We start from the raw sequence: 22,580 nt of genomic DNA, 5'->3' as shown, positions 1-22,580 counted from the left end.
TTCACTCGCTGCTTAGGTGCTTCAGAGCCGTGTTCAGTACCGGTCCGATGGAGGCATTGAGCTTCAGGCTCAGCAGCTCGTCGGCGCGGGTCTTGCCCAGCGTCAGGGCTGCAATCGGCTTATCCCATTCATGGGCGCGACGGCAGAAGCGAAAGCCGGAATAGACCATCAATGAAGAACCGATCACCAGCAATGCATCGGCGCGTTGCAGGGCATCGAGGGCGTCGATTACCCGCTGTTTGGGCACGTTATCGCCGAAAAACACCACATCCGGCTTGAGAATGCCGCCACAGTGGGGGCAGTCGGGGATACGAAATTCGCTGAAATCCACTTCCAGATCGGCATCGCCATCTGGTGCGGTGACGGCGGTAAAACGGGTGAATGCGGGGTTCATCTCGGCACTGCGCTGATGCACCTCGTCACGGCTGCAGGTGAAGTCGCAGTGCATGCAGATGACTCGGTCCGAGCGGCCGTGCAGGTCGGTGACGTTGCGGTTGCCTGCCTGCTGGTGCAGGCCATCCACGTTCTGCGTCACCAGCCGTTCGATATGACCGAGGCTTTCCAGCTGTGCCAGCGCCGTGTGTGCGCCGTTGGGTTGTGCATCCCGCATCACCGGCCAGCCGACGAGGCTGCGGCCCCAGTAGCGTTGGCGGGTGTGTTCGCTGCGCATGAAGTCCGGGTGTTGTACGGGCTGTTTGCGTTTCCATTCACCGTTGGCATCGCGGTAGTCGGGAATGCCCGAATCGGTACTGATACCGGCACCGGTGAGAATCAGCAGGCGAGGATGGCGGTGGATGAAATCGGTCAGCTCAGTGTGCGGCATCGGGGTCAGATCCGGTTGTATTGAGGGTGTTATGACTACGGGCCAGTTCGACAAAGGCGCTCAGGTAGTCAGTATCCATATCCTCTTTACGCAGGCCAAGGAAGATCTGTTTATCCACTCCGGTGTTACCCAGTCGCAGCGGGTGAAGTTGCAGCCGTTGTTGGTACTCACTTACAAGCCAGCGTGGAAGTGCCGCGACACCGCGTCCGGCGGCGACCATCTGCAGCATGATGTCGGTGGTCTCGATCTGTTTGTGGCGACGGGGGCTGCAACCGGCCGGGGTGAGGAAGCGGTTGAAGATATCGAGCCGATCCGGCTCCACGGGGTAGGTGATCAGGGTTGCGTCGGTCAACTGCTGCGGATAGACCTGTTCCTGCCCGTACAGCGGGTGTTCGGGGCCGACCACCAGCACTTGTTCGTAGTCGAACACCGGCTCGAAGATCAGCCCGCTGCGGTGCAGCGGGTCTGGTGTTACCAGCAGGTCGATCTCGTGGCCATATAGCGCCCCCATACCGCCAAACTGGAATTTCTGGCGTACGTCCACATCCACGTTAGGCCATTGCTGTAAGTAAGGATTTACTACCTTCAGAAGCCACTGGTAGCAAGGGTGGCATTCCATGCCGATGCGCAGGGTACCGCGCTGGCCACTGGCAAACTGCTGCATCAGTTCTTCGGCGTGTTCAAACTGGGGCAACAGCCGTTCAGCCAGCTGCAGCAGATATTCGCCGGCCTGGGTCAGGCGCAGGCGGCGGCCTTCCTTCTGCCACACGGGCGTGCCCAGCTGCTGCTCCAGCTTGCGTATCGAGTGGCTCAGCGCGGACTGGGTCAGGCAGAGTTTCTCGGCTGCGGCGGTCAGCGACCCTTGTTGGTCTACGGTGCGAAGGATCATCAGGTGGTGACGTTCGAGCATGAGATCTTGTCCATGGTAACCATAAAGTCTTATATGTAGGTTTCGGTTATATTGTTACGGTCCAGTAGTTTTAATATCCGACTAATAAACCAAAAGTTGTTTTAAATCGTATTTAATTACAGACATATTATTATAAATATAAACTTATGATCATATAATTATTTGTTATGAAGCTTTTAATAGTTTACCTAAACTTAATGATATCGTATAAGTAATTACCATATATCGTTGTATCATAATACATAATTGGAATAAATTAAAAAAGGAATTTGATTTATGACATCTAGTTTGTGTGTGGATGATGACTTAAAGGCGTTTATAGAAGAGTCTTTTGGAGATTTTCCTGGGCGTCTTTCATGTGAATATCTTAAAGCTGAGCATGGGATAACTATCTTGGTTCAGCATGAAGGTGTGATCCTGACCAGAGAGCCCAAGGCAGGAAGGCCCTTCATGAAAGCAACCTTGTCTAAAGCATCTGGAGCTATGATTGGTCCGGCAATAGCTCTTTTGGATGCAAAGGGGGCTAATGCTTTATTAAGTATAATATTTAGGAAGAACGCGAAGAATGTGCCTATAAAAATGGAACTGACTTGGGCTGGTATTTGAGTGTGACTGATATGATTTCAAGAAAAGATTACGTTGGTGCTCTAGTTAAATTTTCAGAAAAAGACGAGTGTGAATTTAAGAGTCTGTGGCAAAGAATAAAGGAACTTTGATCACATGAATAATTACATTAAATCAGCTCTTCTGGTAAGTGCTCTATTGACTAGTGTGTCGACACTTTTGTGTGGTGCCGAGCGTGAGACCAAGAAGAATGAGCAGACGCATCAGGCTGTTCTTCAGGCGTTGCCACCATTGAGCAAGGCCCTTGCGTATAAGGACTGGGACACATTCAGGCAACTGCTTGCTGCAGGCGAGGATCCCAACGTCATTAACCCAATCACGGGGATGTCCCCCATGTTTGAGCTGCTGAGTACCGATTGTGCTGCCCACATGCTTGAAGCCATGATTGAACAGGGTGCTCAGATTCATCAGCCTGCCGAAGATGGAACCTGGCCCATTCACCGAGCCGCGACACAGAAAAGTCCCGAGTGTCTTCAAGTTCTGGTTAAGGCGGGAGCTTCTCTCGAGCAGACCGATGCTTCAGGTTCCACACCTGTGTTTTATGCTGTTAAATACAATAGCCCGAATATGGTGAAATACCTGCGGACCCAAGATGTTGACGTCATGCATACCAATGATAGAGGTATGGATATTTTCAAGCTGGCGCTGTTCTACATGGTTGTGTACGACTACCGAGAAACTGTTGATGAGGTACGCGAGATCCTGGAACAGGAAATGGGTGGTCACTGATACTAAGTTAAGGGTGTTTATTTGGAGCGAACAAAATCATTTTTTGCATTAGAAGCATGACTAAATTTAATGGCATTATGAGATAATGCCATTATTTTTCATGATTTATAAGGGCTAGCATCTTTCTCGAATTGAAATATGGAGAGAGACATGAGCCTTCAGCCAAGCAACAATAATAGCCTTCAGCCAACCCCAAAAAGTCGTCTGCATAACCTGGGTTTTCCGCGCATCGGTGCCCACCGTGAACTGAAATTTGCCGTTGAAGCCTTCTGGAAAGGCGAGCAAAACGAAGCCGATCTGTTGGCGACTGCGGCAGAGCTGCGTAAGCAGAACTGGCAGCGTCAGGCCGGTCTGGATTGGGTGCCGGTGGGTGACTTTTCCCTGTATGACCAGGTGCTGGACCTGAGCTTCACTCTCGGCAATTTGCCTGCCCGTGTGCAGGGGCTGGAAGGTTCCGAACTGGATCAGTATTTCCGTGTTGCCCGTGGCCGTTCTGCCAACGACAGCGCCTGTAACTGCGTGCATGCCGGTGAGATGACCAAGTGGTTTGATACCAACTATCACTACATCGTGCCGGAGTTCAGCGCCGAGACCCGTTTCAGCCTGAACCCGAACCGCTTGTTGGCGCAGATCGAAGAAGCCCGCGCACAGGGCCACAATGCCAAGCCGGTACTGGTCGGTCCGATCACCTATCTGCTGATCGGCAAGGCCAAGGATGAAACCGATCCGTTGAGCCTGCTGGCGCAATTGTTGCCGGTCTATGCCGAACTGTTAAAACTGCTGGCAGACAAGGGTATCGAGTGGGTACAGATCGACGAGCCCGCGCTGGTAACCGAGCTGGAACCCCAGTGGCAGGCGGCGTTTCGCACCGCCTATGCGACCCTGTCTGATAGCGGCGTGAAACTGCTGCTGACCACCTACTTCGGGCAGCTGCGCGACAACCTTGAACTGGCGGCTTCACTGCCGGTGGCGGGTCTGCATCTGGATGCGATCAATGCCGGTGACGAAGTGGCAGCGGTGATCGAACAGCTGAATGCGGATCAGGTCCTGTCGCTGGGTGTGGTCAACGGTCGCAACATCTGGAAGACCGATCTGAGTACGTTGCTGGATTGGCTGGAGCCGGTTGCTCGCCAGCTGGGTGAGCGGCTGTGGATTGCGCCGTCCTGCTCTCTGTTACATGTGCCGGTGGACCTGAACAATGAGCAGGCACTGGATGCCGAGATCCGTTCCTGGCTGGCCTTTGCCGAGCAGAAACTGGATGAACTGCGGGTTATCCACAGCGCATTGAATGCAGGACGCGGTTCTGTGGCGGCTGAACTGGCCGAAAATCTGGCCGCGTTGAACAGCCGGCGCACATCGCCGCGTGTGCATAACCCCAGGGTGCAGAAAGCGGTGGCCGCGATTGATGCCGGACTGGGGCAGCGCCAGAGCACTTATCCACAGCGGGCGGCAGTGCAGCGTGACCAGCTGAACCTGCCGCTGTACCCGACCACGACCATCGGTTCGTTCCCGCAAACCCCGGAGATTCGCAAGGCGCGGCTGGCGTTCAAGAAGGGCGAGCTGAAGGCTGCCGATTACGAAACCCGGATGAAGCAGGAGATCAAATTCGCCGTGCGGCAGCAGGAAACCCTGGGGCTGGACGTGTTGGTACACGGTGAAGCCGAACGCAACGACATGGTGGAGTATTTCGGTGAACAGCTCGACGGTTATGCGTTCAGCCAGTTCGGTTGGGTGCAGTCCTATGGCTCGCGTTGCGTCAAGCCGCCGATCCTGTTCGGTGATATCAGCCGCCCGCAGGCGATGACCGTCAACTGGACCCGCTATGCTCAGTCGTTGACCGATTTGCCGATGAAAGGGATGTTGACCGGTCCGGTGACCATTCTGAACTGGTCATTCGTGCGTGACGATCAGCCGCGCTCGGTCAGCTGTTACCAGCTAGCGCTGGCGATTCGCGCAGAAGTACAGGATCTGGAACGTGCCGGTATCGACATCATCCAGATCGATGAAGCGGCGCTGCGCGAAGGCCTGCCGCTGCGTCGCGGTCAGTGGGCGGAGTACCTGAACTGGGCGGTGGAAGCGTTCCGCATCACCGCCAACGGCGTGGCGGACGGCACCCAGATCCACACTCACATGTGCTATTCGGAGTTCAACGACATCATCGAGGCGATCGCGCACATGGATGCGGACGTGATCACCATCGAGACCTCCCGTTCCGATATGGAGCTGCTGGATGTGTTTGACGAATTCCGCTACCCGAACGAGATCGGTCCGGGCGTATACGATATCCACAGCCCCAACATTCCGTCGGTGGAGCAGATGGTGAAACTGATGCGTCTGGCTGCCGAACGAATTCCGGCGGAGCGTCTGTGGGTCAACCCGGATTGCGGTCTGAAGACGCGGCAGTGGAGCGAGGTGATTCCGGCACTGCAGAATATGGTCGATGCCGCCAAGGCGCTGCGTGAAGACAAGGCGGCCGCCGCCTGATCGCGACTGGCAGGATCAGTCACGGGGTGCAGATGATCAAGGGTCTGCGCCCCGTGTCTATTGATGGCGGGGTGTTATTCGTGTTCCATGAAGATCAACTCATCCACCGGATAACCGGCCTCTCGGGCCTGATCGATCAGCCTGTTCAGCGTCTCGGTATCCATGGTGGGCGTACGTGACAGAATCCACAGGTAGTCACGGTCCGGGCCGCTGACCAGTGAATACTGGTAGCCGTCATGGTCCAGCGCCATGATCACGTACGCGCCGTAAAAAGGACCGAAAAAGGATACTTTCAGATGGCCAGTGTCGGCATCGTCGACAAAGTACGCCTTGCCCTCGGCTTCACGCCATTCCCCCTTCTTTGCATCATATCCCCGGTTGATCACCTTCACCCCGCCGTCGTCGCGCAGGCTGTAGTCGGCCTGTACCTGGCTCAGGCCGCGCTCAAAGGAGTGGTCCAGCCGGGCGATCTCGTACCAGGTGCCCAGATAGCGGTCGAGCTGGAAGTTTTGCACGGGTTCAACCCGGTCGGGCAGGCCGGTACAGGCGGTCAGCGCCAGCAGCATCAATGCAAACAGAGTCGTACGCATGGGCATTCCTTGTGGTGACAGAAGACGAATAACGGTTAGTGTAAAGAGTTCACCTTGAGCTGTACGCAGGGATTTTGATATTCAGATCGATTGATCACTCAGCAATGTGCGGGGGAATCGAAGGCTAATCGGATTATAGTTTAACGCTTGATATTTCATGTATGAAATATTAGTGTTTGAATCATTGTTACTGATCTGCCGAGGATATGACGAGTTAATGGATAGCGAACTGGCACTTAAAACCTGGTTTCGAATGCTCTCGAATACCGCTTTGATTGAGCATGAACTGCGAACATTATTTGTGAGCGAGTTCAAAGTGACACTGCCCCAGTTCGACCTGATGGCAGCACTGCATTATGCCGGCGGCAGCGAAAAGATGTCGGCCCTGTCCAAATGGATGAAAGTGTCCAACGGCAATATCACCGGAGTTGTAGACCGTTTGGAGCGCGACGGGTTAGTTGAGCGCCAGCCGCTGCCTGAAGATCGCCGAGTGAAAATCATCAGTCTGACCGAGGCTGGTGCGGAGGTGTTCGAGCGGATGGCTCGGCGCCACAAGGAATGGATCTCGGGCCTGCTTGCAGAGATCAGTGAAGAAAATCTTGAGCAGCTACACCTGCAGTTGGTGCAAGTGAGCAAAACAATAAAAAGAAACATTCAGTAGCATGATGGAGCCCAACATGCGGTATATGCGAGAAGAACTTATCCGTTTCAGACACTGTGACCCGGCCGGAATCGTGTTTTATCCCCGGTTTCTGGAGATCGTCAACGATACCGTAGAAGACTGGTTCGATGACATGGGCTTTCCGTTTCAGCATATGAAGGAGCGCTTTGGGGCGGGCGTCCCGACCGTGAACCTCAATATCCGTTTCCAGTCACCTTGCCGCCAGGCCGATCTACTTCAACTGGAATTGGTATGTAACCGTATTGGAGACAGCTCCATAGACCTAAGTATTGGTGCAAACCGGGCGGGTAACCCGGTGTTCGAGGCCCAAGTAGTACTCTGCTTCACTACGGTAGGAGAGCAGGTGAAAAAACGTCCCATTCCCGCCGAAATCCGACAGCAAATATTCCAGTATACGAACACGGGATCTGCTGTAACGGCCTGATTTATCCTGATCCAGTAATCCAACAATAATAAGAGAGACTTACGATGGACACTGTCCTGGAACAGCCCAGAGTCTACATGACCAAGGGCTACTACCACCGGTTATTGACCGGCTGTGGTGTGTTGGCTGCCCTGATGTTTGCGCTGATGGGTGGATTGGTTTGCACCGATATTTTCCTGCGTAACCTGACTTCTATTTCCATGCCCTGGACCGTTGAGGTCTGTGAGTACCTGCTGATGACGGCCACGATGCTGGCGGCACCCTGGTTGCTATATCAGGAAGGTCATATTCGTATCGATATTATCTTGAGGGCCCTGACGCCAACTTTACGTGCTTGGGCTGATCGGCTGATCAGCGCAACGGGGCTGATGATCTGTGTGCTGCTGACTTGGTATGCAGTTGATGTGGCACTAGATAAAGCACAGCAGGGCAGTCTGGTGTTCAAGGTACTGGTTTTCCCCGAATGGTGGCTGATCCTGCCGATGCTGATTGGCTTCGGTCTGATGACGCTGGAATTCGCCCGCCGTCTGCTGCCGCTGGGTCCGTCTGACGATAAGGAGGGACTCTGATGGAATGGTATTACGCTTTGCTGATCATGTTGGGGACCTTGTTTACCCTGATGCTGGTCGGTTTGCCGGTGGCTTTTGCCTTTCTCGGTGTCAATTTGCTTGGTGCCTGGCTTTTCATGGGTGGAGAAGCCGGTCTGGCTCAGTTGGTACGCAACTCGGTCGGTGCCATCAGTAGTTTCTCGCTGACGCCTATCCCCCTGTTTGTGATGATGGGTGAGCTGCTGTTCCACAGTGGTCTGGCCTTCCGGGCGATCGCCAGTATTGAACGGTTGATCACTGGCATTCCGGGACGGCTGTCGGTGGTGTCGATTCTGGGTGGGACCACTTTTGCGGCACTGTCCGGCTCGACGATTGCCAATACGGCAATGATGGGCAGTGCGATGCTGCCGGAAATGCTCAAGCGTGGTTATCATCCGACCCTAGCCATGGGGCCGATCATGGCCGTGGGTGGTATTGCAATGTTGATTCCGCCGTCGGCGCTGGCGGTGATGCTGGGAAGTCTGGCCGGGGTATCGATAAGCGGGTTGCTGATCGGTGGCATCATTCCAGGCTTGTTGATGGCGATAGGCTTTCTGACATATGTGATTGTGCGTTCACGCAAGGAAGAGGCTGAAGAGGTCGCGCTGGAAAGCGATAACCTGAGTCGTTGGCAGCTCTGGTGGCCGTTCTTCCGCGATGTTGTACCGTTGTTGGGGATTTTTGTTGCAGTGGTTGGCTGCATGTTGGCAGGTTGGGCATCCCCGACCGAGTCTGCAGCTATCGGTGTTTTGGCTTCCCTGATTGCGACGCTGGCATACCGCACCCTGACCTTGAAGAACCTGATGACCTCGTTGCTGGAAACAGCCAAGGTATCAGTGATTATCCTGTTTGTGCTGGTGGCTTCTACCGGCTTTTCCCAACAACTGAGTTTCTCGGGTGCAACCAGTGGTCTGCTGTCGCTGATCACCGATTATCAGTTGTCTGCCTTTTGGCTGACGGTAGGCATGCTGGCAATCATTCTGGTGATGGGCTGTGTCATCGACCAGGTCAGCATGATGATGATCACCCTGCCGTTCTTCATGCCGCTGGCAGCGGCTGCGGGTATTGATCCGGTCTGGCTTGGCGTGATGATGTTGATCGCCATGGAACTTGGGCTGCTGACACCGCCATTCGGCCTGTTGCTAATGGTGATGCAAGGCGTGGTACCCGGTCATATTCGTTTGCCTCAAATCTATGCGGCCGCAGTGCCATTCCTGTTGATCGAAGCCTTTGTACTGGTCTGTATCCTGCTGTTGCCCTGGTTGGCGACAGGACTTCCGGGCTTAATGACGTAGAACGTACGTCATTGATTCATAAAACGAAAACGGCAGTGTTCTGCTAACTCAATAACCCAACGAAAAGGTGAAGCGCATGAATAATAAATCTAAAAAAATGCTTTGCAGTAGTTTGATAGTGTTCTGCCCCATGATGGCGGAGGCTGCAGAAGTGACGTTGAAAGCGGTATCGGCTTTTGGTCAGGATACCTATTTCAATCAGCGATTCGCACAGTTTGTTGAAAAGGTGAATGCCGAAGGCAAAGGGGTCCTGCAGATCAACGTGGTCGGCGGTCCTGAGGCGATTCCTCCGTTTGAAATTGGTAATGCAGTGCGCAGCGGAATAGTGGACATTGCCAATACGACCGGGGTGTTTCATGCCAACATGGTGCCCGAAACCCTGGCGATGACGCTAACCAATAAGTCGATGGACGAGTTGCGCAGCAATGGGGGCTACGATCTGATGGACAAGTTGCATCGGGACAAGGCCAACATGGTTTGGCTGGCTCGCCTGTCCGATGGTATTCAGTATCACGTTTACACCAACAAGGAAGTCGATTCGACCGATTTTTCCGGTCTCAAACTGCGCAGTGTGCCGGTCTATCGCCCCTTCTTCCAGTCGTTGAATGCGACGCCCTTGCAGGTCCCGCCAGGTGAGGTGTTCACGGCGCTGGAGCGTGGCGTGGTCGATGGTTATGGCTGGCCGGCAACCGGCATCTTTGATCTGGGTTGGCAGGAAAAAACGGCCTACCGGGTCGAGCCTGGTTTTTACAATGTGGAAATCAGCCTGTTCATGAACCAGAAAACATGGTCAAAACTGGATGATAACCAGCGTGAATTTCTCGATAAGCAGGTTGCCTGGGTCGAATCCCTGAATGCTCAGGCGGCACAGGATGCCGAAGGCGAAAAGCTTAAACAGACTGAAGCTGGCATACAGTCTATTGAGCTGACACCTGAGGAGGGTGCACGCTTCCAGCAGCTCTCTCGGCAGTCGGGTTGGCAGGCACTGGAACAGATCAGCCCAGATCAAGTCTCGGCGTTGAAAGCACATTTCGGGAGTTGAATCCGGATCGGCCAGTGAGCGTGCTGGCCGGTTTAATCGGTTCTGAATGTTCACAACGTTTGATCTGCTGGGTGTCAAAATGTCAAACAACATATTGATGAGCCGATATCCATCTTCGGCTTATCTGCAAAGCCGTGCGCGTAAACGCTTACCGGGCTTTGTCTACGATTATCTTGAAGGGGGGAGCGGTCGTCAGGCGGCTCTGGCTCGCAATACACAGGTCTTCGACCAAGTGGACCTGATCCCCCGCTATTTTAATGACTGTGCTGCTATTGATTTGCAGACCGAGCTGTTTGGGCAAACATTCGAGGTGCCTTTCGGCGTGGCCCCCATTGGTATGGACGGCTTGGTCTATCCGCATGCGGTAAGTCATCTGGCACAGTCGGCACAGCGTTATGGTTGCCCTATTGCTGCCAGCACTTTCTCGACGACGAGCCTTGAAGAGGTGGTACGTCTGGCGGGTGATAATGCCTGGTTCCAGCTGTATCCGTTCAGTGATGAGCGGATCGAGTCGGATATCCTCGACCGTGCCCGGAATGCGGGTTATTCGGTACTGATCGTGACGGTGGATGTTCCGACTGGCGGTCGTCGTGAGCGAGACATGCGTAACGGCCTTTCCCTGCCACCTCGGCCCAATTTGCGGATGTGTGCGGATCTGGTACAGCACCCTGGTTGGGCATTGCGACTGTTGCAAAGCGGCGTCCCCAGTTTTAGCAATTTGCACCCTTATAAGCAGCAATCCAACGATTTTCTCCCGGCTAAAGTAGAAGGGGCTGTCTCCTGGCTGCGGCTGGAGGCATTTCGCCGGCGCTGGCCCGGGACGTTGGTCGTTAAAGGGGTGCTTCATCCTGAGGACGCCCAGCGCTGCCAGGCCCTTGGCGTAGATGGCATCGTGGTGTCCAACCATGGAGGGCGTCAGCTGGATGCATGCCCTTCAACCATTGAGGTATTGCCGGCAATTCGCGCGGCGGTGGGGGAGTCTTTCCCGGTGCTTGTGGACAGCGGGCTGAGGTCCGGTCTTGATGTGGCAAGAGCCTTGGCGGCGGGGGCTGATTTCGCTTTGTTGGGCCGGACTTTCATGTACGGCATGGCCGCCTTGGGGGGCGCTGGTGCAGATCACAGCATGCAGATGTTGAGAGACGAGTTGGAAAACACCTTGCAGATGATCCGCTGTCCCAACATTGCTCAATTAAAACAGTGGCAGTCGCACAATATGACGCCGATGCAGAGGAAGAATCACAATGGCTGAGCGTTCATTCAAGAAAGAGGTCAAAAAACTGCACGCGGGCGCCGGTGAAACCTTCCAGGGTGAAGGCATCCTGGCAGTCACCAAAGCTCTGTTGCAGTCGGGAGTTGCCTATGTGGGCGGCTATCAGGGATCACCTATCTCGCATCTGATGGACGTTCTGGCTGATGCCAAGGACGAGATTCTGGACGACATGGGCGTGCATTTTGAAACCAGCGCCAGTGAAGCTACAGCGGCGGCCATGTTGTCGGCTTCGGTCAATTATCCATTGCGTGGCGCTGTGACCTGGAAGTCGACCGTAGGGACGAATGTTGCCTCCGATGCTTTGGCTAATCTGGCGTCTGGCGGTGTGATTGGGGGCACGGTGATTGTCATCGGTGAAGATTACGGTGAAGGCTCCTCCATCATGCAGGAGCGGACACACGCCTTTGCCATGAAGTCCCATATCTGGTTGCTCGACCCCAGGCCCAACCTGCCGAGCATCGTCGACGCGGTTGAAAAGAGTTTCGAGCTATCCGAAGCCAGTAATACGCCGGTCATGTTGCAGATGCGTGTTCGGGCTTGTCATGTGCATGGGCACTTTACGGCCAAGGATAATGTGAAACCAGCCTTCACACTGACGGACGCACTGGAAAATCCTAAACGGGACCTGAGCCGCATTGTATTGCCGCCTTACACGTTCGTGCATGAAAAGGAAAAACTTGAACAGCGGCTGCCAGCGGCGCTCCAGTTTATCAAGGACAACCGTCTCAATGAGGTATTCGAAGGAACACGACAGGACGTGGGCCTGGTAGTGCAGGGCGGCTGTTACAACACCGTTATCCGGGCGCTGGAGCACTTGGGGTTGGCCGATGCTTACGGTGACACCGAAATCCCGCTATATGTTCTCAACGTGGCTTTTCCACTGGTCGATGATGAGCTGCTCGACTTTGCACGGGATAAATCTGCGCTATTACTGATTGAAGAAGGCGGCCCTGAATTCATCGAGCATGAGATCAATACTATTTTTGCTCGTGCCGGCTGTAAAACGCAGTTGCAGGGGAAGGCGTTATTGCCCCGATATGGAGAGTACACCTGCGAAGTAATCAAACAAGGGCTGCGTCAGTTCTTGCAGCAACATACGCAGGACTTGCTGCAGGATGAAGTGGCGTTGAAACTAGTGCCCTCCAAGCCACTGGCCGTGACCGCCCTGGATGAAACGGTACCGGCACGTCCTGCCGGATTTTGTACCGGCTGCCCGGAGCGCCCGGTGTTTTCTGCTATCAAACTGCTGCAGCGAGAGCAGGGTGATTTCCACATCAGTTGTGATATAGGCTGTCACTTGTTTTCCATCCTGCCCCCGTTCAATTTGGGCGCCACGACTATGGGATATGGGTTGGGTGGGGCGTCTTCCTCGGCATTCAATGTCCCGTCCAGTAAGCCAGCGATATCGATCATGGGGGATGGCGGTTTCTGGCATAACGGCCTGACCAGCGGTATTGGTAACTCGGTATTCAATAAAAGTGATGGTATCAACCTGATCATCGACAACGAATATACTGCGGCGACGGGCGGACAGGACATTCTCTCCTCCAAGGCCAGCCATCCTGAGCGGTCAACCAATAACCCCATTTCTCGCGCGGTCGAAGGGGTCGGAGTTAAATGGGTCCGAACGCTGACCCGAACCTACGATGTAGCGGCGATGAAGCGGACGCTGAAAGAGGCTATAACCACCAAAGGGGTGGGGCCCAAGGTGATTGTGGCCCAATCCGAGTGCATGCTTAACCTCCAGCGGCGTGAAAAGCGAGAGCGACGCCAGAACATTCAAGACGGCAAACGTGTCGTGGAAAGCCGCTTTGCCATTGATGGTGATACCTGTACCGGTGACCGCGCCTGCATTCGCCTGTCTGGTTGCCCTTCGCTCACGGTCAAACCAAACCCGGACCCCTGGCGTTCCGATCCAGTCAGTTATATCGACAACAGCTGCGTGGGCTGTGGCCTGTGCGGCGAGAACGTTCATGCCGATATTCTCTGCCCTTCCTTTGTGAAGGTCGAGGTGGTGCGTAATGCCGGCTGGCTGGAGCGTCAGCGCCGACAGCTGTCTCAGCACATTATCGGCTGGCTGCAGCGGCGAGCGGCTAAACGGCAAGAACTGGATCTGCTGGAAGGAGTATCACAATGAATACGAACAACAGACAACGGATCAACATCGCAGTGACGGCGATGGGGGGCCAGGGCGGTGGGGTTCTGGCGGACTGGATTGTGGGTATGGCGGAGTCCACCGGCTGGATTGCCCAGACCACATCGGTACCTGGCGTGGCACAGCGCACGGGGGCGACAATCTATTATCTGGAGCTGTTCCAGCCGTCAGGCGGACAGGCGGATGCCCCGACTCCCATCCTGTCACTGTCGCCAGCGGGTGGCGATGTTGATTTGGTCATCGCTGCCGAACTGATGGAAGCGGGACGCGCGATCCAGCGCGGGTTTGTCACGCCGGACCGGACCACGCTTATCGCCTCCTCCCATCGCGCTTACGCCGTGTCGGAAAAGGAGTCGATGGGGTATGCCTTGGCGGATCCTGAGGTGATCCATCAGGCAGCAGGCGAGATGTCGCAGCGCTATATCTGTTTTGATATGGAAGCACAGGCAAAGGCCAGCGGCAGTGTCATCAGTGCGGTGCTGTTTGGTGCGTTATGCGGCAGTGGTGCCCTGCCGTTTGCGCGCGAGGTGTTTGAGCAGGCGATCCGCAATGGCGGTGTAGGTGTAGAGGCGAGTCTGAGAGCTTTTGCAGCGGGACATGATCAGGCTCGGCATGGTGACGGATGCACCGATTCACCGGAGCCGGTGCCGACCGTGCAGAAATGGACGTATCAGGGCGCTGACCAGGGTATTCACCAGTTGCTGGCGCGGGTCGAAACAGATTTTCCTGACGGACTGGTGACCCCCATGACCGAGGGTATTCGCCGCTTGCTGGACCATACGGGACTGCGTTATGCCGAACTGTATGTGGAGCGGATGCAGCAGATCCTGGCATTGGAACAGGGGCTTGATGCCGATAAGACCTTGAGCCATCGGGTAGCCGCACGCCTGGCGGTGTGGATGGCCTACGAAGACACCATTCGCGTGGCCGAAATCAAGACGCGGGCACGGCGCTTTGACGGGCTGTACCAGGAGGTGGGCATTCAACATCAGCAAGTTTCATATTTCCGCGAGTACCTGCATCCTCGTATCGAAGAGGTCGCCGAAACACTGCCGGCAAGCCTGGGACGCTGGGTACTGGGCAATCGTTGGGCGTCGGCACTTATGAACAGGCTTTTTGCCGGTCCGAAGGTTGTATCCACTCAGAGTTTACGGGGCTTTCTGTCGCTCTATCTGGTCGCACGGATGAGACGTTGGCGTCACCGTACCCTGAGATATACCCTCGAGCAGGAGCGTATCGATGGGTGGCTGGCATTGCTGACCGCGACAGTTCGCGTCGATCATGAATTGAGTTGTGAAGTTGCCAAACTGCCAGAATTGATCAAGGGCTATGGCAGAACGCATGCACGAGGGCTTAAAAACTTCGGTCTTTTGTGTCGCGCCGCCGAGCATTTACAGGGTCAGCCTGACGCGGCGGCGGTGCTTGTGAAGTTGCATCAAGCGGCGCTTAAAAGTGAGTCCGGCACTGAATTGGCGGCAGCTTTGCGCGCGGCCGGGCTGGAAAACCTGGCCAAAGAACTGGGGTCGTCGGGGGGATCTGCTGGCGTCGTGCAGGTTATGGAACCTCAGCCAGCGGTCTGAGGTACTACTGGGCTGCAGGCAGTTCAGTCCTGCAGCCACTCCTCAATCCATTCTATAACCGCTGAGTCCTCGCTCAGTGCGTCCACCGCGCCCATGCGGATATGTTCGGTGTAGGGTTTGAGACCGGGCCCCAGCAGGCGGTCGTACGGGCAGGTTTCGGTCGGATCCACATACAGAATCGTCGCCGTGCCATCGCTGCCGCTGTAGGCCTCCAGACAGAACTGCAGCACTGACTCACTGCTGCCGATCACCAGTACCAGATCGTGTCGGGTCAATGAGTTCATCAGCTCAAACAGGTCGCGGTAGACCGGCGCAGCTTCACCGAAGAACACCACGTTGGGCTTGAAGTGGGGCGGGTGCGCGCTGTGTTCGAAGGGCTCGTAACCGATGGGCCGAACGCTGCCCTCGGCCAGGTTGACCAGCTCCAGCAGGTTGCCGTGGATGTGAACCACGTCCGGGCTGCCGGCGCGTTCGTGCAGGTCGTCCACATTGGTGGTCATCAGTGTCACCCGGTCGCCATAACGCTGCTGTAATGCGGCGATGGCGCGATGGGCGGCATTGGGCTCCACACCCTGCAGCGAGACTCGGCGAGCGTTGTAAAATGCGTGTACCAGATCGTAATTCTGTTCGAAGGTGTCGATATGGCAGACATCCTCGATGCGGTGGTTGTGCCAGAGGCCGTCTGGGCCGGTGCGAAACGTGGGCACACCGGACTCGGCGGAAATACCGGCCCCGGTGAAAATGATCAGGCGCTTGTTCATGGGTGGTCCAACAGCGGATTCAGGATACAGGGGCAGTGTAGCCTTGCAGGTTACCGGCTGTCAGCCTCGCGGCTGCTATACTGCGCCGAACCGCCAGAGGAGGAAAACAGATGTGGCAGTTGAGCCCCGGTCCCCTGACCGCAGACACGCTGCTCGAACAGTTGGAAATGCTGGGGGGCAGGGCCGTGGTACAGGGCAAGGTGTTGCAGTATTCACGGCTTGAATATCATTTCGCCTTCTGCACGGTGGATCTGCCCGCCGGGCTGCGTCAGCGTCTGGATGATGCCGGTCAGGCGGCGCAGGAGATGAGAACATTGCATATCGATGCGGGCGTACCGGTGGCCGAGCAGGCTGACTGGGCCGGATATGCACTGGCGCGGGGTCTTGAATATCAATCCGTGGCCGATGCTGACGCTGCCTTTTCCGCCCATTTGGATGCGGTCGAGGGTGGGCTGCATGACCGTATTCTGGTCAGCCTGCGTTTGGCTGACAGTGCTGCAGCGGTGGTGAGCGATTATATCGTCTGATTCATCTTGTTTGTCCCGGGGCCAGGCAGAAGCCGACCCCGGGTGACGAAAACTCACATCTGTGACTGCAGGTAGTTCGGCAGACCGAGGCGGTTGATCAGGCCCAGCTGTTTTTCCAGCCAATAGGCGTGATCCTCTTCGGTGTCTTCCAGTTGCTGGCGCAGCATGGCGCGGGTTTGATAATCCTGTTCCTGTTCGCACAGGGCAATGACCTGCTTGAGGTTATGCGCCACCTGGTACTCGGTGTTCAGGTCATTCTGCAGCATTTCCGGTACAGTCTTGCCGATATGGATCGGGTCGCGGGTGACCATATCCGGTGTGCCTTCCAGAAACAGAATGCGCTCGATCATCAGCTTGGCGTGGCCCTTTTCGTCGTCAAACTCATGGGCGATACGCTCGTACAGCTTGCTCAGGCCCCAGTCGGCATACATCTCGGAGTGAATGAAATACTGGTCCATGGCCGCCAGCTCACCGGCCAGCAGTTTGTTCAGGGCGTCGATGACTTTGGTGTTGCCTTTCATTGCTTAATCCTCTTCGATAGCCGACTGCAGATAGTTCTGAATGCCGATTTCGTTGATCAGGTGCTGTTGAGCCTCGATCCAGTCGACATGCTCCTCTTCCTGCTCCAGAATTTCGACCAGCAACTGGCGGCTGACATAGTCCTTGCCGGCTTCGCACTGGGCGATCACGTCGCGCAGCAGGGCGAGCTGGTCCAGCTCCAGACTCATGTCACCCTGCAACATCTCTTCGGTATCTTCACCGATACGCAGCCGCTCCAGGTGTTGCAGGTTGGGCAGTCCTTCCAGAAACAGAATCCGTTCGATCAGCCGGTCGGCCTGTTTCATGTCCAGGATCGATTTCTTGTAAGCCTTGTGATTGAGCTTTTCCAGCCCCCAGTTCTTGAAGATGCGGGCATGCAGGAAATACTGGTTAATGGATGTCAGCTCGATGGTCAGCACCTTGTTGAGCAGCTGTACCAATGCCTGGTCGTGTTTCATGTTGTCCCCCTGTGCAGGCCGTCAGCGGGGCGGAGGCCGTCGCCGAATATGTGTTGCGCATGCAAATGTAACCAGTGTAGCCGCTGAAACCGGGGGCCGCACGTTAAATATAAGTTAAGCCATTGAAGTTAAAAGCAAAGCAGGTGTCGGCCGTATATCTGTTCTGGCTTGGCTAAGCGGTTGAAATCGCAAGGTTTGGATTGCAGGATATTTTAGCAAAGATATAGTTGCAAATAAGAATGATTCGCTTTACAGTTGTTCGTGTTCATTGACAGGTCTTTTCTCACCACAAGCATGACAGCCGTGTGCCCATGGTGATTGGTGCCATCCTCCCGCTCCCCGGGGGGGTGGCTTTTTTTTGTTCGGTCGCATTCATCTGCACTTGAACAGTCTCCGTTTGACCTCACTCCCGTGACTGCCTATCATCCGCGACTGCTTCCGGTGTGCTGCACAGCTGTTCAGCACTTAAACGGGAAGTCGGTGCGTGTCTGTTGGTATACAACAGACCAATGCCGACGCTGCCCCCGCAACGGTAGAGGCGTGAGACGATGACAACAGGCCACTGTATCCATGGATATGGGAAGGCGTCATCTCTCCTGGCTGCAACAGCCTGACGCCTGAGCCCGGAGACCGGCCCGAAGCAGATAGTTGGTATCGCGGTGGGCGATCATGACTGGCACGGCCACATCCTGTGAGCTGGCGTCCACTCATGTCTGCCTCGGCGTTACCCTTACTCCTATAACGTGTGCGGGTTGGCACGCGCAGATATTCAGGCAGATCATGAAAACATTTTCCCTTCCGGCAGCGTTGCTGCTGGGCACGACTACGTTGGCCGTTCAGGCTCAAAGCACTCCCGATACCCTGTTGGTCACCGCGACCCGCACCGCCCAGACCGCCGACCAGGCACTGGCCTCGGTGACCGTGATTGACCGTGAAGAGATCGAACGCAAACAGGCCCAGACCGTCACCGAACTGCTGCAGCAGACGCCGGGGGTAACGGTCATTAACAATGGTGGCCGTGGCAAGGCAACATCCATTTCCTTGCGCGGTACCTCATCCAAGCAGGTACTGGTGTTGGTTGATGGCATCAAGGTGGGTTCGGCCACGTTGGGCAGTACCTCGTTTGAGCATCTGGCGATTGACCAGATTGAGCGTATCGAAGTCGTGCGGGGCCCGCGTTCTTCGCTGTATGGCTCTGAAGCGATCGGCGGTGTTGTGCAGATTTTTACCCGCAAGGGTACGCAAGGGTTCAAACCGCGCTTCAGTGTAGGAGCCGGCAGCGATGATGCCCGCGAAGTGACGCTGGGCGCCTCTGGCGGCAACGACGATGGCTGGTACAACCTGGATATCAGTGACTTCACCACTGACGGTTTCAATGCCAAGGCGCCGGGTGCCTATGGTTACAATGCCGACGATGATGGCTATGACAACCGCTCCTATGCCTTGAGTGGTGGCTACCGTTTCAGTGACCGCATCGAAGCACAGCTGAACTGGTCGCAGAATCGGGGCGATAACGAATATGACGGCGGTGCTGCATTCGACGATTACAGCACCCAGGCGCGTTTGCAGACATTGGGTGCGGCGCTGAATCTGAAACCGACTGATAACTGGCACTTGAACCTGACCGCGGGTCAAAGCCAGGACAAGGCCACCGAGTACGGCGACGGTGTATATCAGAGTCATATCGAAACCCAGCGCAATGTGGCGGGTTTGCAGAGTGAGCACTTCTTTGCCCACAGCCAGCTGACCTGGGGTGTGGATTACCAGCAAGATGAAGTCACCAGTAGCAAGGCCTATGCGCTGAACGAGCGTGACAACGTGGGTGTATTCGGCTTGTACCAGCTGTTCCTGGGCCAGCATGATCTCGCGTTCAGCCTGCGCCGTGATGACAACGAACAGTTTGGCGTGGAAACAACGGGCTCTGTGGCCTGGGGTGTTGAGCTGCCACGTGATCTGCGGTTGACGGCCAGCTATGGCACGGCTTTCAACGCACCGACCTTCAATGATTTGTACTGGCCGGGCTCGGGTAATCCGGATTTGCAACCGGAAGAATCCGATTCATGGGAGCTGGGTCTGTCGGGTGACCATGCAGGTGTACAGTGGTCTGCCAATCTGTACCAGAATGACGTGGAAAACCTGATTGCCTGGGCACCGAACAGCAGTGGCAATTGGATTCCGATGAACGTCAATGAAGCCCGCGTCCGTGGTCTGGAGCTGGTCGCGGCCACCCGCTTGGCCAACTGGGATCTGAGCACCAGCCTGGATTTGATGGACCCGAAAGACCGCGACACTGATGAATTGCTTAACCGTCGTGCGCGCAAGGTGTTCAACCTGTCGGCGGATCGTGACTTCGGTGCCTATGCCGTGGGCGGCAATGTGCAGGCCGTTGGCAAGCGCAATGACGGCAGTGAACGTCTTTCCGGCTACACCACCGTTGACCTGCGTGGCAGCTATGCGCTGGGTAACGACTGGTCGCTGCGGGCCAAGATCGAGAACCTGCTCGACGAGGACTACCAAACCGCCAAGGATTACAACCAGCCGGATCGCACTTACTGGCTTTCATTGCACTACGCGCCTTAATCGGGCGCGTTGCTGACGGAGTATGATCATGATGAAACTGGCACAACGCGACCAACTGCTGGTCGGGCTCGGTCTGATTATTTTGCTGGCGCTGACACGCGGGCAGCATTTCGCCTCGGTTGACCATCTGCCCAGCGCCTCGTGGGCGGTGTTTTTCCTGGCGGGCGTATTTCTGCGTCCGCTGTGGAGCTTCCCGCTGCTGTTTCTGGAAGCGGTGCTGCTGGATGTGAGCTACTACGGCTGGAGCGGTGCGGCCGCGCACTGCATCACCCCGGCCTATGCGTTGCTGGTGCCGGCGTATGCGTCACTGTGGTATGCCGGTCGCGTCTATGCCGGTTTGCATCGTGATCATCTGTCAACGCTGGGGCCGTTGCTGCTGACGTTGCTGGCAGGCGCGTTTGTCTGCAACCTGTTTTCCAGCGGCGGCTACTATTTCTTCTCCGGCAACTTTGAAGCTACAAGTCTGGCGGGCCTGTGGGGGCGTATCGAGCAGTTCCTGCCGAGTAAACTTGTACCCTTGTTGGGCTATACCGGTTTGGCGGCCATGCTGTATACCCTGTCTCGCCAGTTCAAAACCTATCAGGAGCTAAATCGCACATGAGTGATGACCAGAGCCGTGACGAGCGCCACAAGGCGCGGATGGAACGCAAGAAAGCCGTCGTTGATCAGGCGATCGCCCGTGCCGATCGCGACCAGGGTGTGTTGCTGGTGCTGACCGGCAACGGCAAGGGCAAGAGCAGCTCCGCCTTCGGCATGCTGGCACGCGCGCTGGGCCATGGCATGCACGTCGGCGTGGTGCAGTTCATCAAGGGCAGCTTCAGTACCGGTGAAGAGGCGTTTTTCCGTCGCTTCCCCGAGGTGAGCTACCACGTGATGGGCGAAGGCTTCACCTGGGAGACTCAGGACCGCGAGCGCGACCTGCAATCGGCTGCCGCTGCCTGGGGCAAGGCATGTGCATTGCTGTCCAATCCCGATATCTCGCTGGTGGTACTCGATGAGCTCAATATTGCGCTCAAATACCAGTACATCGAGTTGGATGACGTACTGGAAGCACTGCGTAACCGTCCTGCCATGCAGCATGTAGTGGTCACCGGTCGCGGTGCCCCCCAGGCGCTGATCGATGTCGCTGATACAGTGACCGAAATGCAGGTGGTCAAGCATGCGTTCAAGGACGGTGTCCGTGCCCAGAAGGGCGTAGAGCTGTGAGCACGGACCTATCGACTGAGGCTGAAATCAGGCAGTGCCCGGCACTGCTGATATCGGCTCCGGCATCGGGACAGGGCAAGACCACGGTCACGGCAGCACTGGCACGCCTGCACCGCAATCAGGGGCGTAAGGTCCGTGTGTTCAAGACCGGCCCGGACTTCCTCGATCCGATGATTCTGAGCCATGCCTGCGGCTGTCAGGTCGAGCAGTTGGACCTGTTCATGGGCTCGCCTGAACTGTGCAAACAGCAGCTCTGGGAAGCTGCCGGTGAAGCGGATCTGATCCTGATTGAAGGCGTGATGGGGCTGTTTGACGGCACCCCCTCCAGCGCCGATCTGGCTGAACTGTTCGGTATTCCGGTATTGGCGGTGATCGACGCCGGTGGCATGGCGCAGACCTTCGCCGCACTGGCGCACGGGCTGGCCAGTTTCCGGCCACAGCTGCCGTTCAGCGGCGTGCTGGGCAACCGGGTCGGCAGCGTCGGCCATGGAGAGATGCTGGCCGAAGCGCTGCCCGAGCCCTTGCGCTGGTATGGTGCGCTGCCGCGTGATGAAGCGATCAGTCTGCCCAGCCGCCATCTGGGGCTGGTGCAGGGCGCTGAAATCGCGGATCTGGAACAGCGCATCGAGACCGCAGCCACGGCGCTGGAGCAAAGTGCGGGCAGCGAACTGCCTGCGGCGATCGCCTTTGCACCGCAACCGGTGGCGGCGATTGAGCCGCTGTTGAACGGGGTGCGCATCGGTGTTGCCCGTGATGCGGCATTCTCCTTTATCTACTCGGCCAACCTGCGCACGCTGCGACAACTGGGTGCGCAACTGGAGTTTTTCTCCCCGTTGGTTGATACCCGCTTGCCCGAGGTGGACGCGCTCTGGCTGCCGGGCGGCTACCCGGAATTGCACCTGCAGGCGCTGGCGGCCAACACGGCCTTGATGGATGAAGTCAAAACTCACTATCAGGCTGGCAAGCCAATGCTGGCCGAATGCGGTGGCATGCTCTGGCTGGGTGATGAGCTGACTACGCTGGACGGTGAGTCTGCCAAACTCGGTGGCCTGCTGCCTGCCCGTGCGCAGATGCAAAAACGCTTTGCGGCACTGGGTCTGCAGCGGCTGATGCTGGATGGCGAGGCACTGCGCGGACACACGTTTCATCACTCGGTTAGCGCAACCGAACTGGCACCGATCGCCCGTGGTGAATGCCCCAACGGCCGCCGTGCGGCGGAACCGGTTTACCGGATCAAACGCCTGACCGCGTCTTATATTCATCTCTACTTCCCCTCCAACCCGGCCGCTGTGGCCCAGCTGTTCAGGCCCTGA

At 56.3% G+C, this 22,580-nt stretch carries 22 protein-coding genes and 1 riboswitch; of the genes, 16 read left to right on the top strand and 6 right to left on the bottom strand.

The features are described from left to right. Window position 1: 1 nt before the first annotated feature. Complete coding sequence (locus CLV44_RS13420) at window positions 2-823, bottom strand: NAD-dependent protein deacetylase (RefSeq protein WP_106592632.1); 822 nt, start codon at window positions 821-823, stop codon at window positions 2-4. Continuing rightward, window positions 810-1,733 (bottom strand): LysR family transcriptional regulator, encoded by a 924-nt coding sequence (locus tag CLV44_RS13415; protein ID WP_106592631.1) that lies wholly within the window; start codon window positions 1,731-1,733, stop codon window positions 810-812. The genes CLV44_RS13420 and CLV44_RS13415 overlap by 14 nt, the downstream gene beginning before the upstream one ends. A 276-nt stretch (window positions 1,734-2,009) precedes the next feature. Between CLV44_RS13415 and CLV44_RS13410 the strand changes: the two genes are divergently transcribed. The 3 genes from CLV44_RS13410 (at window position 2,010) to metE (ending at window position 5,570) form a co-directional block, all read left to right on the top strand. Further along, window positions 2,010-2,339, top strand: coding sequence for a hypothetical protein (locus CLV44_RS13410; RefSeq protein WP_106592630.1), 330 nt, complete (start codon window positions 2,010-2,012; stop codon window positions 2,337-2,339). A 114-nt stretch (window positions 2,340-2,453) separates the two neighbouring features. Beyond that, a complete protein-coding gene (locus CLV44_RS13405; RefSeq protein WP_106592629.1) occupies window positions 2,454-3,086 on the top strand; it encodes an ankyrin repeat domain-containing protein in 633 nt (210 codons plus the stop codon). A gap of 150 nt (window positions 3,087-3,236) precedes the next feature. Next, a complete protein-coding gene (gene metE / locus CLV44_RS13400; RefSeq protein WP_106592628.1) occupies window positions 3,237-5,570 on the top strand; it encodes a 5-methyltetrahydropteroyltriglutamate--homocysteine S-methyltransferase in 2,334 nt (777 codons plus the stop codon). 74 nt (window positions 5,571-5,644) lie between these two features. Here metE and CLV44_RS13395 read toward each other — a convergent pair whose 3' ends face one another. Continuing rightward, complete coding sequence (locus CLV44_RS13395) at window positions 5,645-6,160, bottom strand: lipocalin family protein (RefSeq protein WP_106592627.1); 516 nt, start codon at window positions 6,158-6,160, stop codon at window positions 5,645-5,647. 217 nt (window positions 6,161-6,377) lie between these two features. Between CLV44_RS13395 and CLV44_RS13390 the strand changes: the two genes are divergently transcribed. The 8 genes from CLV44_RS13390 to CLV44_RS13355 all read left to right on the top strand — a co-directional run bounded on the left by CLV44_RS13390 (window position 6,378) and on the right by CLV44_RS13355 (window position 15,195). After that, window positions 6,378-6,821 (top strand): MarR family winged helix-turn-helix transcriptional regulator, encoded by a 444-nt coding sequence (locus CLV44_RS13390; protein WP_170069353.1) that lies wholly within the window; start codon window positions 6,378-6,380, stop codon window positions 6,819-6,821. Window positions 6,822-6,837: 16 nt separating this feature from the next. Beyond that, window positions 6,838-7,266, top strand: a complete 429-nt coding sequence (locus CLV44_RS13385) for an acyl-CoA thioesterase (protein WP_170069352.1) — start codon at window positions 6,838-6,840, stop codon at window positions 7,264-7,266. 44 nt (window positions 7,267-7,310) lie between these two features. Further along, window positions 7,311-7,835: a TRAP transporter small permease gene (locus tag CLV44_RS13380; RefSeq protein WP_106592624.1), complete on the top strand. Its 525-nt coding sequence runs from the start codon at window positions 7,311-7,313 to the stop codon at window positions 7,833-7,835. Further along, entirely contained in the window at window positions 7,835-9,148 is a 1,314-nt protein-coding gene (locus CLV44_RS13375; protein WP_106592623.1) for a TRAP transporter large permease, read from the top strand. Before CLV44_RS13380 ends, CLV44_RS13375 begins: the two co-directional genes overlap by 1 nt. A gap of 76 nt (window positions 9,149-9,224) precedes the next feature. Then, complete coding sequence (gene dctP / locus CLV44_RS13370) at window positions 9,225-10,190, top strand: TRAP transporter substrate-binding protein DctP (protein ID WP_245912696.1); 966 nt, start codon at window positions 9,225-9,227, stop codon at window positions 10,188-10,190. 46 nt (window positions 10,191-10,236) lie between these two features. Further along, window positions 10,237-11,439 carry an alpha-hydroxy acid oxidase gene (locus tag CLV44_RS13365; RefSeq protein ID WP_106592621.1) on the top strand — a complete coding sequence of 401 codons (1,203 nt, stop codon included), beginning with the start codon at window positions 10,237-10,239 and terminating at the stop codon, window positions 11,437-11,439. Then, the gene (locus CLV44_RS13360) at window positions 11,432-13,597 is read left to right on the top strand and encodes a ferredoxin family protein (RefSeq protein WP_106592620.1); all 2,166 of its coding nucleotides are present in this window, start codon (window positions 11,432-11,434) and stop codon (window positions 13,595-13,597) included. The genes CLV44_RS13365 and CLV44_RS13360 overlap by 8 nt, the downstream gene beginning before the upstream one ends. After that, window positions 13,594-15,195 (top strand): indolepyruvate oxidoreductase subunit beta family protein, encoded by a 1,602-nt coding sequence (locus CLV44_RS13355; RefSeq protein WP_106592619.1) that lies wholly within the window; start codon window positions 13,594-13,596, stop codon window positions 15,193-15,195. Before CLV44_RS13360 ends, CLV44_RS13355 begins: the two co-directional genes overlap by 4 nt. Window positions 15,196-15,218: 23 nt before the next feature. On the opposite strand, the gene CLV44_RS13350 is transcribed toward CLV44_RS13355, so the two are convergent. Next, the gene (locus tag CLV44_RS13350) at window positions 15,219-15,956 is read right to left on the bottom strand and encodes an SIR2 family NAD-dependent protein deacylase (RefSeq protein ID WP_106592618.1); all 738 of its coding nucleotides are present in this window, start codon (window positions 15,954-15,956) and stop codon (window positions 15,219-15,221) included. Window positions 15,957-16,066: 110 nt separating this feature from the next. Here CLV44_RS13350 and CLV44_RS13345 point away from each other — a divergent pair, with 110 nt between their 5' ends. Continuing rightward, window positions 16,067-16,483, top strand: coding sequence for a hypothetical protein (locus CLV44_RS13345; RefSeq protein ID WP_106592617.1), 417 nt, complete (start codon window positions 16,067-16,069; stop codon window positions 16,481-16,483). 53 nt (window positions 16,484-16,536) lie between these two features. Here the strand turns inward: CLV44_RS13345 and bfr (CLV44_RS13340) are convergent, their stop codons facing one another. Further along, window positions 16,537-17,004, bottom strand: a complete 468-nt coding sequence (bfr, locus tag CLV44_RS13340; protein WP_106592616.1) for a bacterioferritin — start codon at window positions 17,002-17,004, stop codon at window positions 16,537-16,539. A gap of 3 nt (window positions 17,005-17,007) precedes the next feature. Then, window positions 17,008-17,481, bottom strand: coding sequence for a bacterioferritin (gene bfr / locus CLV44_RS13335; protein WP_106592615.1), 474 nt, complete (start codon window positions 17,479-17,481; stop codon window positions 17,008-17,010). 422 nt (window positions 17,482-17,903) lie between these two features. Next, window positions 17,904-18,134: riboswitch (cobalamin riboswitch) on the top strand. A gap of 127 nt (window positions 18,135-18,261) precedes the next feature. Between bfr (CLV44_RS13335) and btuB the strand changes: the two genes are divergently transcribed. The 4 genes from btuB to CLV44_RS13315 are packed head-to-tail and all read left to right on the top strand — an operon-like array spanning window position 18,262 to window position 22,580. Continuing rightward, window positions 18,262-20,061, top strand: a complete 1,800-nt coding sequence (btuB, locus tag CLV44_RS13330) for a TonB-dependent vitamin B12 receptor (RefSeq protein ID WP_106592614.1) — start codon at window positions 18,262-18,264, stop codon at window positions 20,059-20,061. Window positions 20,062-20,089: 28 nt separating this feature from the next. Then, a complete protein-coding gene (locus CLV44_RS13325; protein ID WP_106592613.1) occupies window positions 20,090-20,662 on the top strand; it encodes a hypothetical protein in 573 nt (190 codons plus the stop codon). Further along, window positions 20,659-21,267: a cob(I)yrinic acid a,c-diamide adenosyltransferase gene (gene cobO / locus CLV44_RS13320; RefSeq protein WP_106592612.1), complete on the top strand. Its 609-nt coding sequence runs from the start codon at window positions 20,659-20,661 to the stop codon at window positions 21,265-21,267. Before CLV44_RS13325 ends, cobO begins: the two co-directional genes overlap by 4 nt. After that, on the top strand, window positions 21,264-22,580 hold the full coding sequence (locus tag CLV44_RS13315; RefSeq protein ID WP_245912695.1) for a cobyrinic acid a,c-diamide synthase CobB: 1,317 nt from the start codon (window positions 21,264-21,266) through the stop codon (window positions 22,578-22,580). Before cobO ends, CLV44_RS13315 begins: the two co-directional genes overlap by 4 nt.

This window comes from Marinobacterium halophilum, assembly GCF_003014615.1.
Classification (GTDB): domain Bacteria; phylum Pseudomonadota; class Gammaproteobacteria; order Pseudomonadales; family Balneatricaceae; genus Marinobacterium; species Marinobacterium halophilum.
This window is presented reverse-complemented; position numbering and strand designations above follow the sequence as displayed.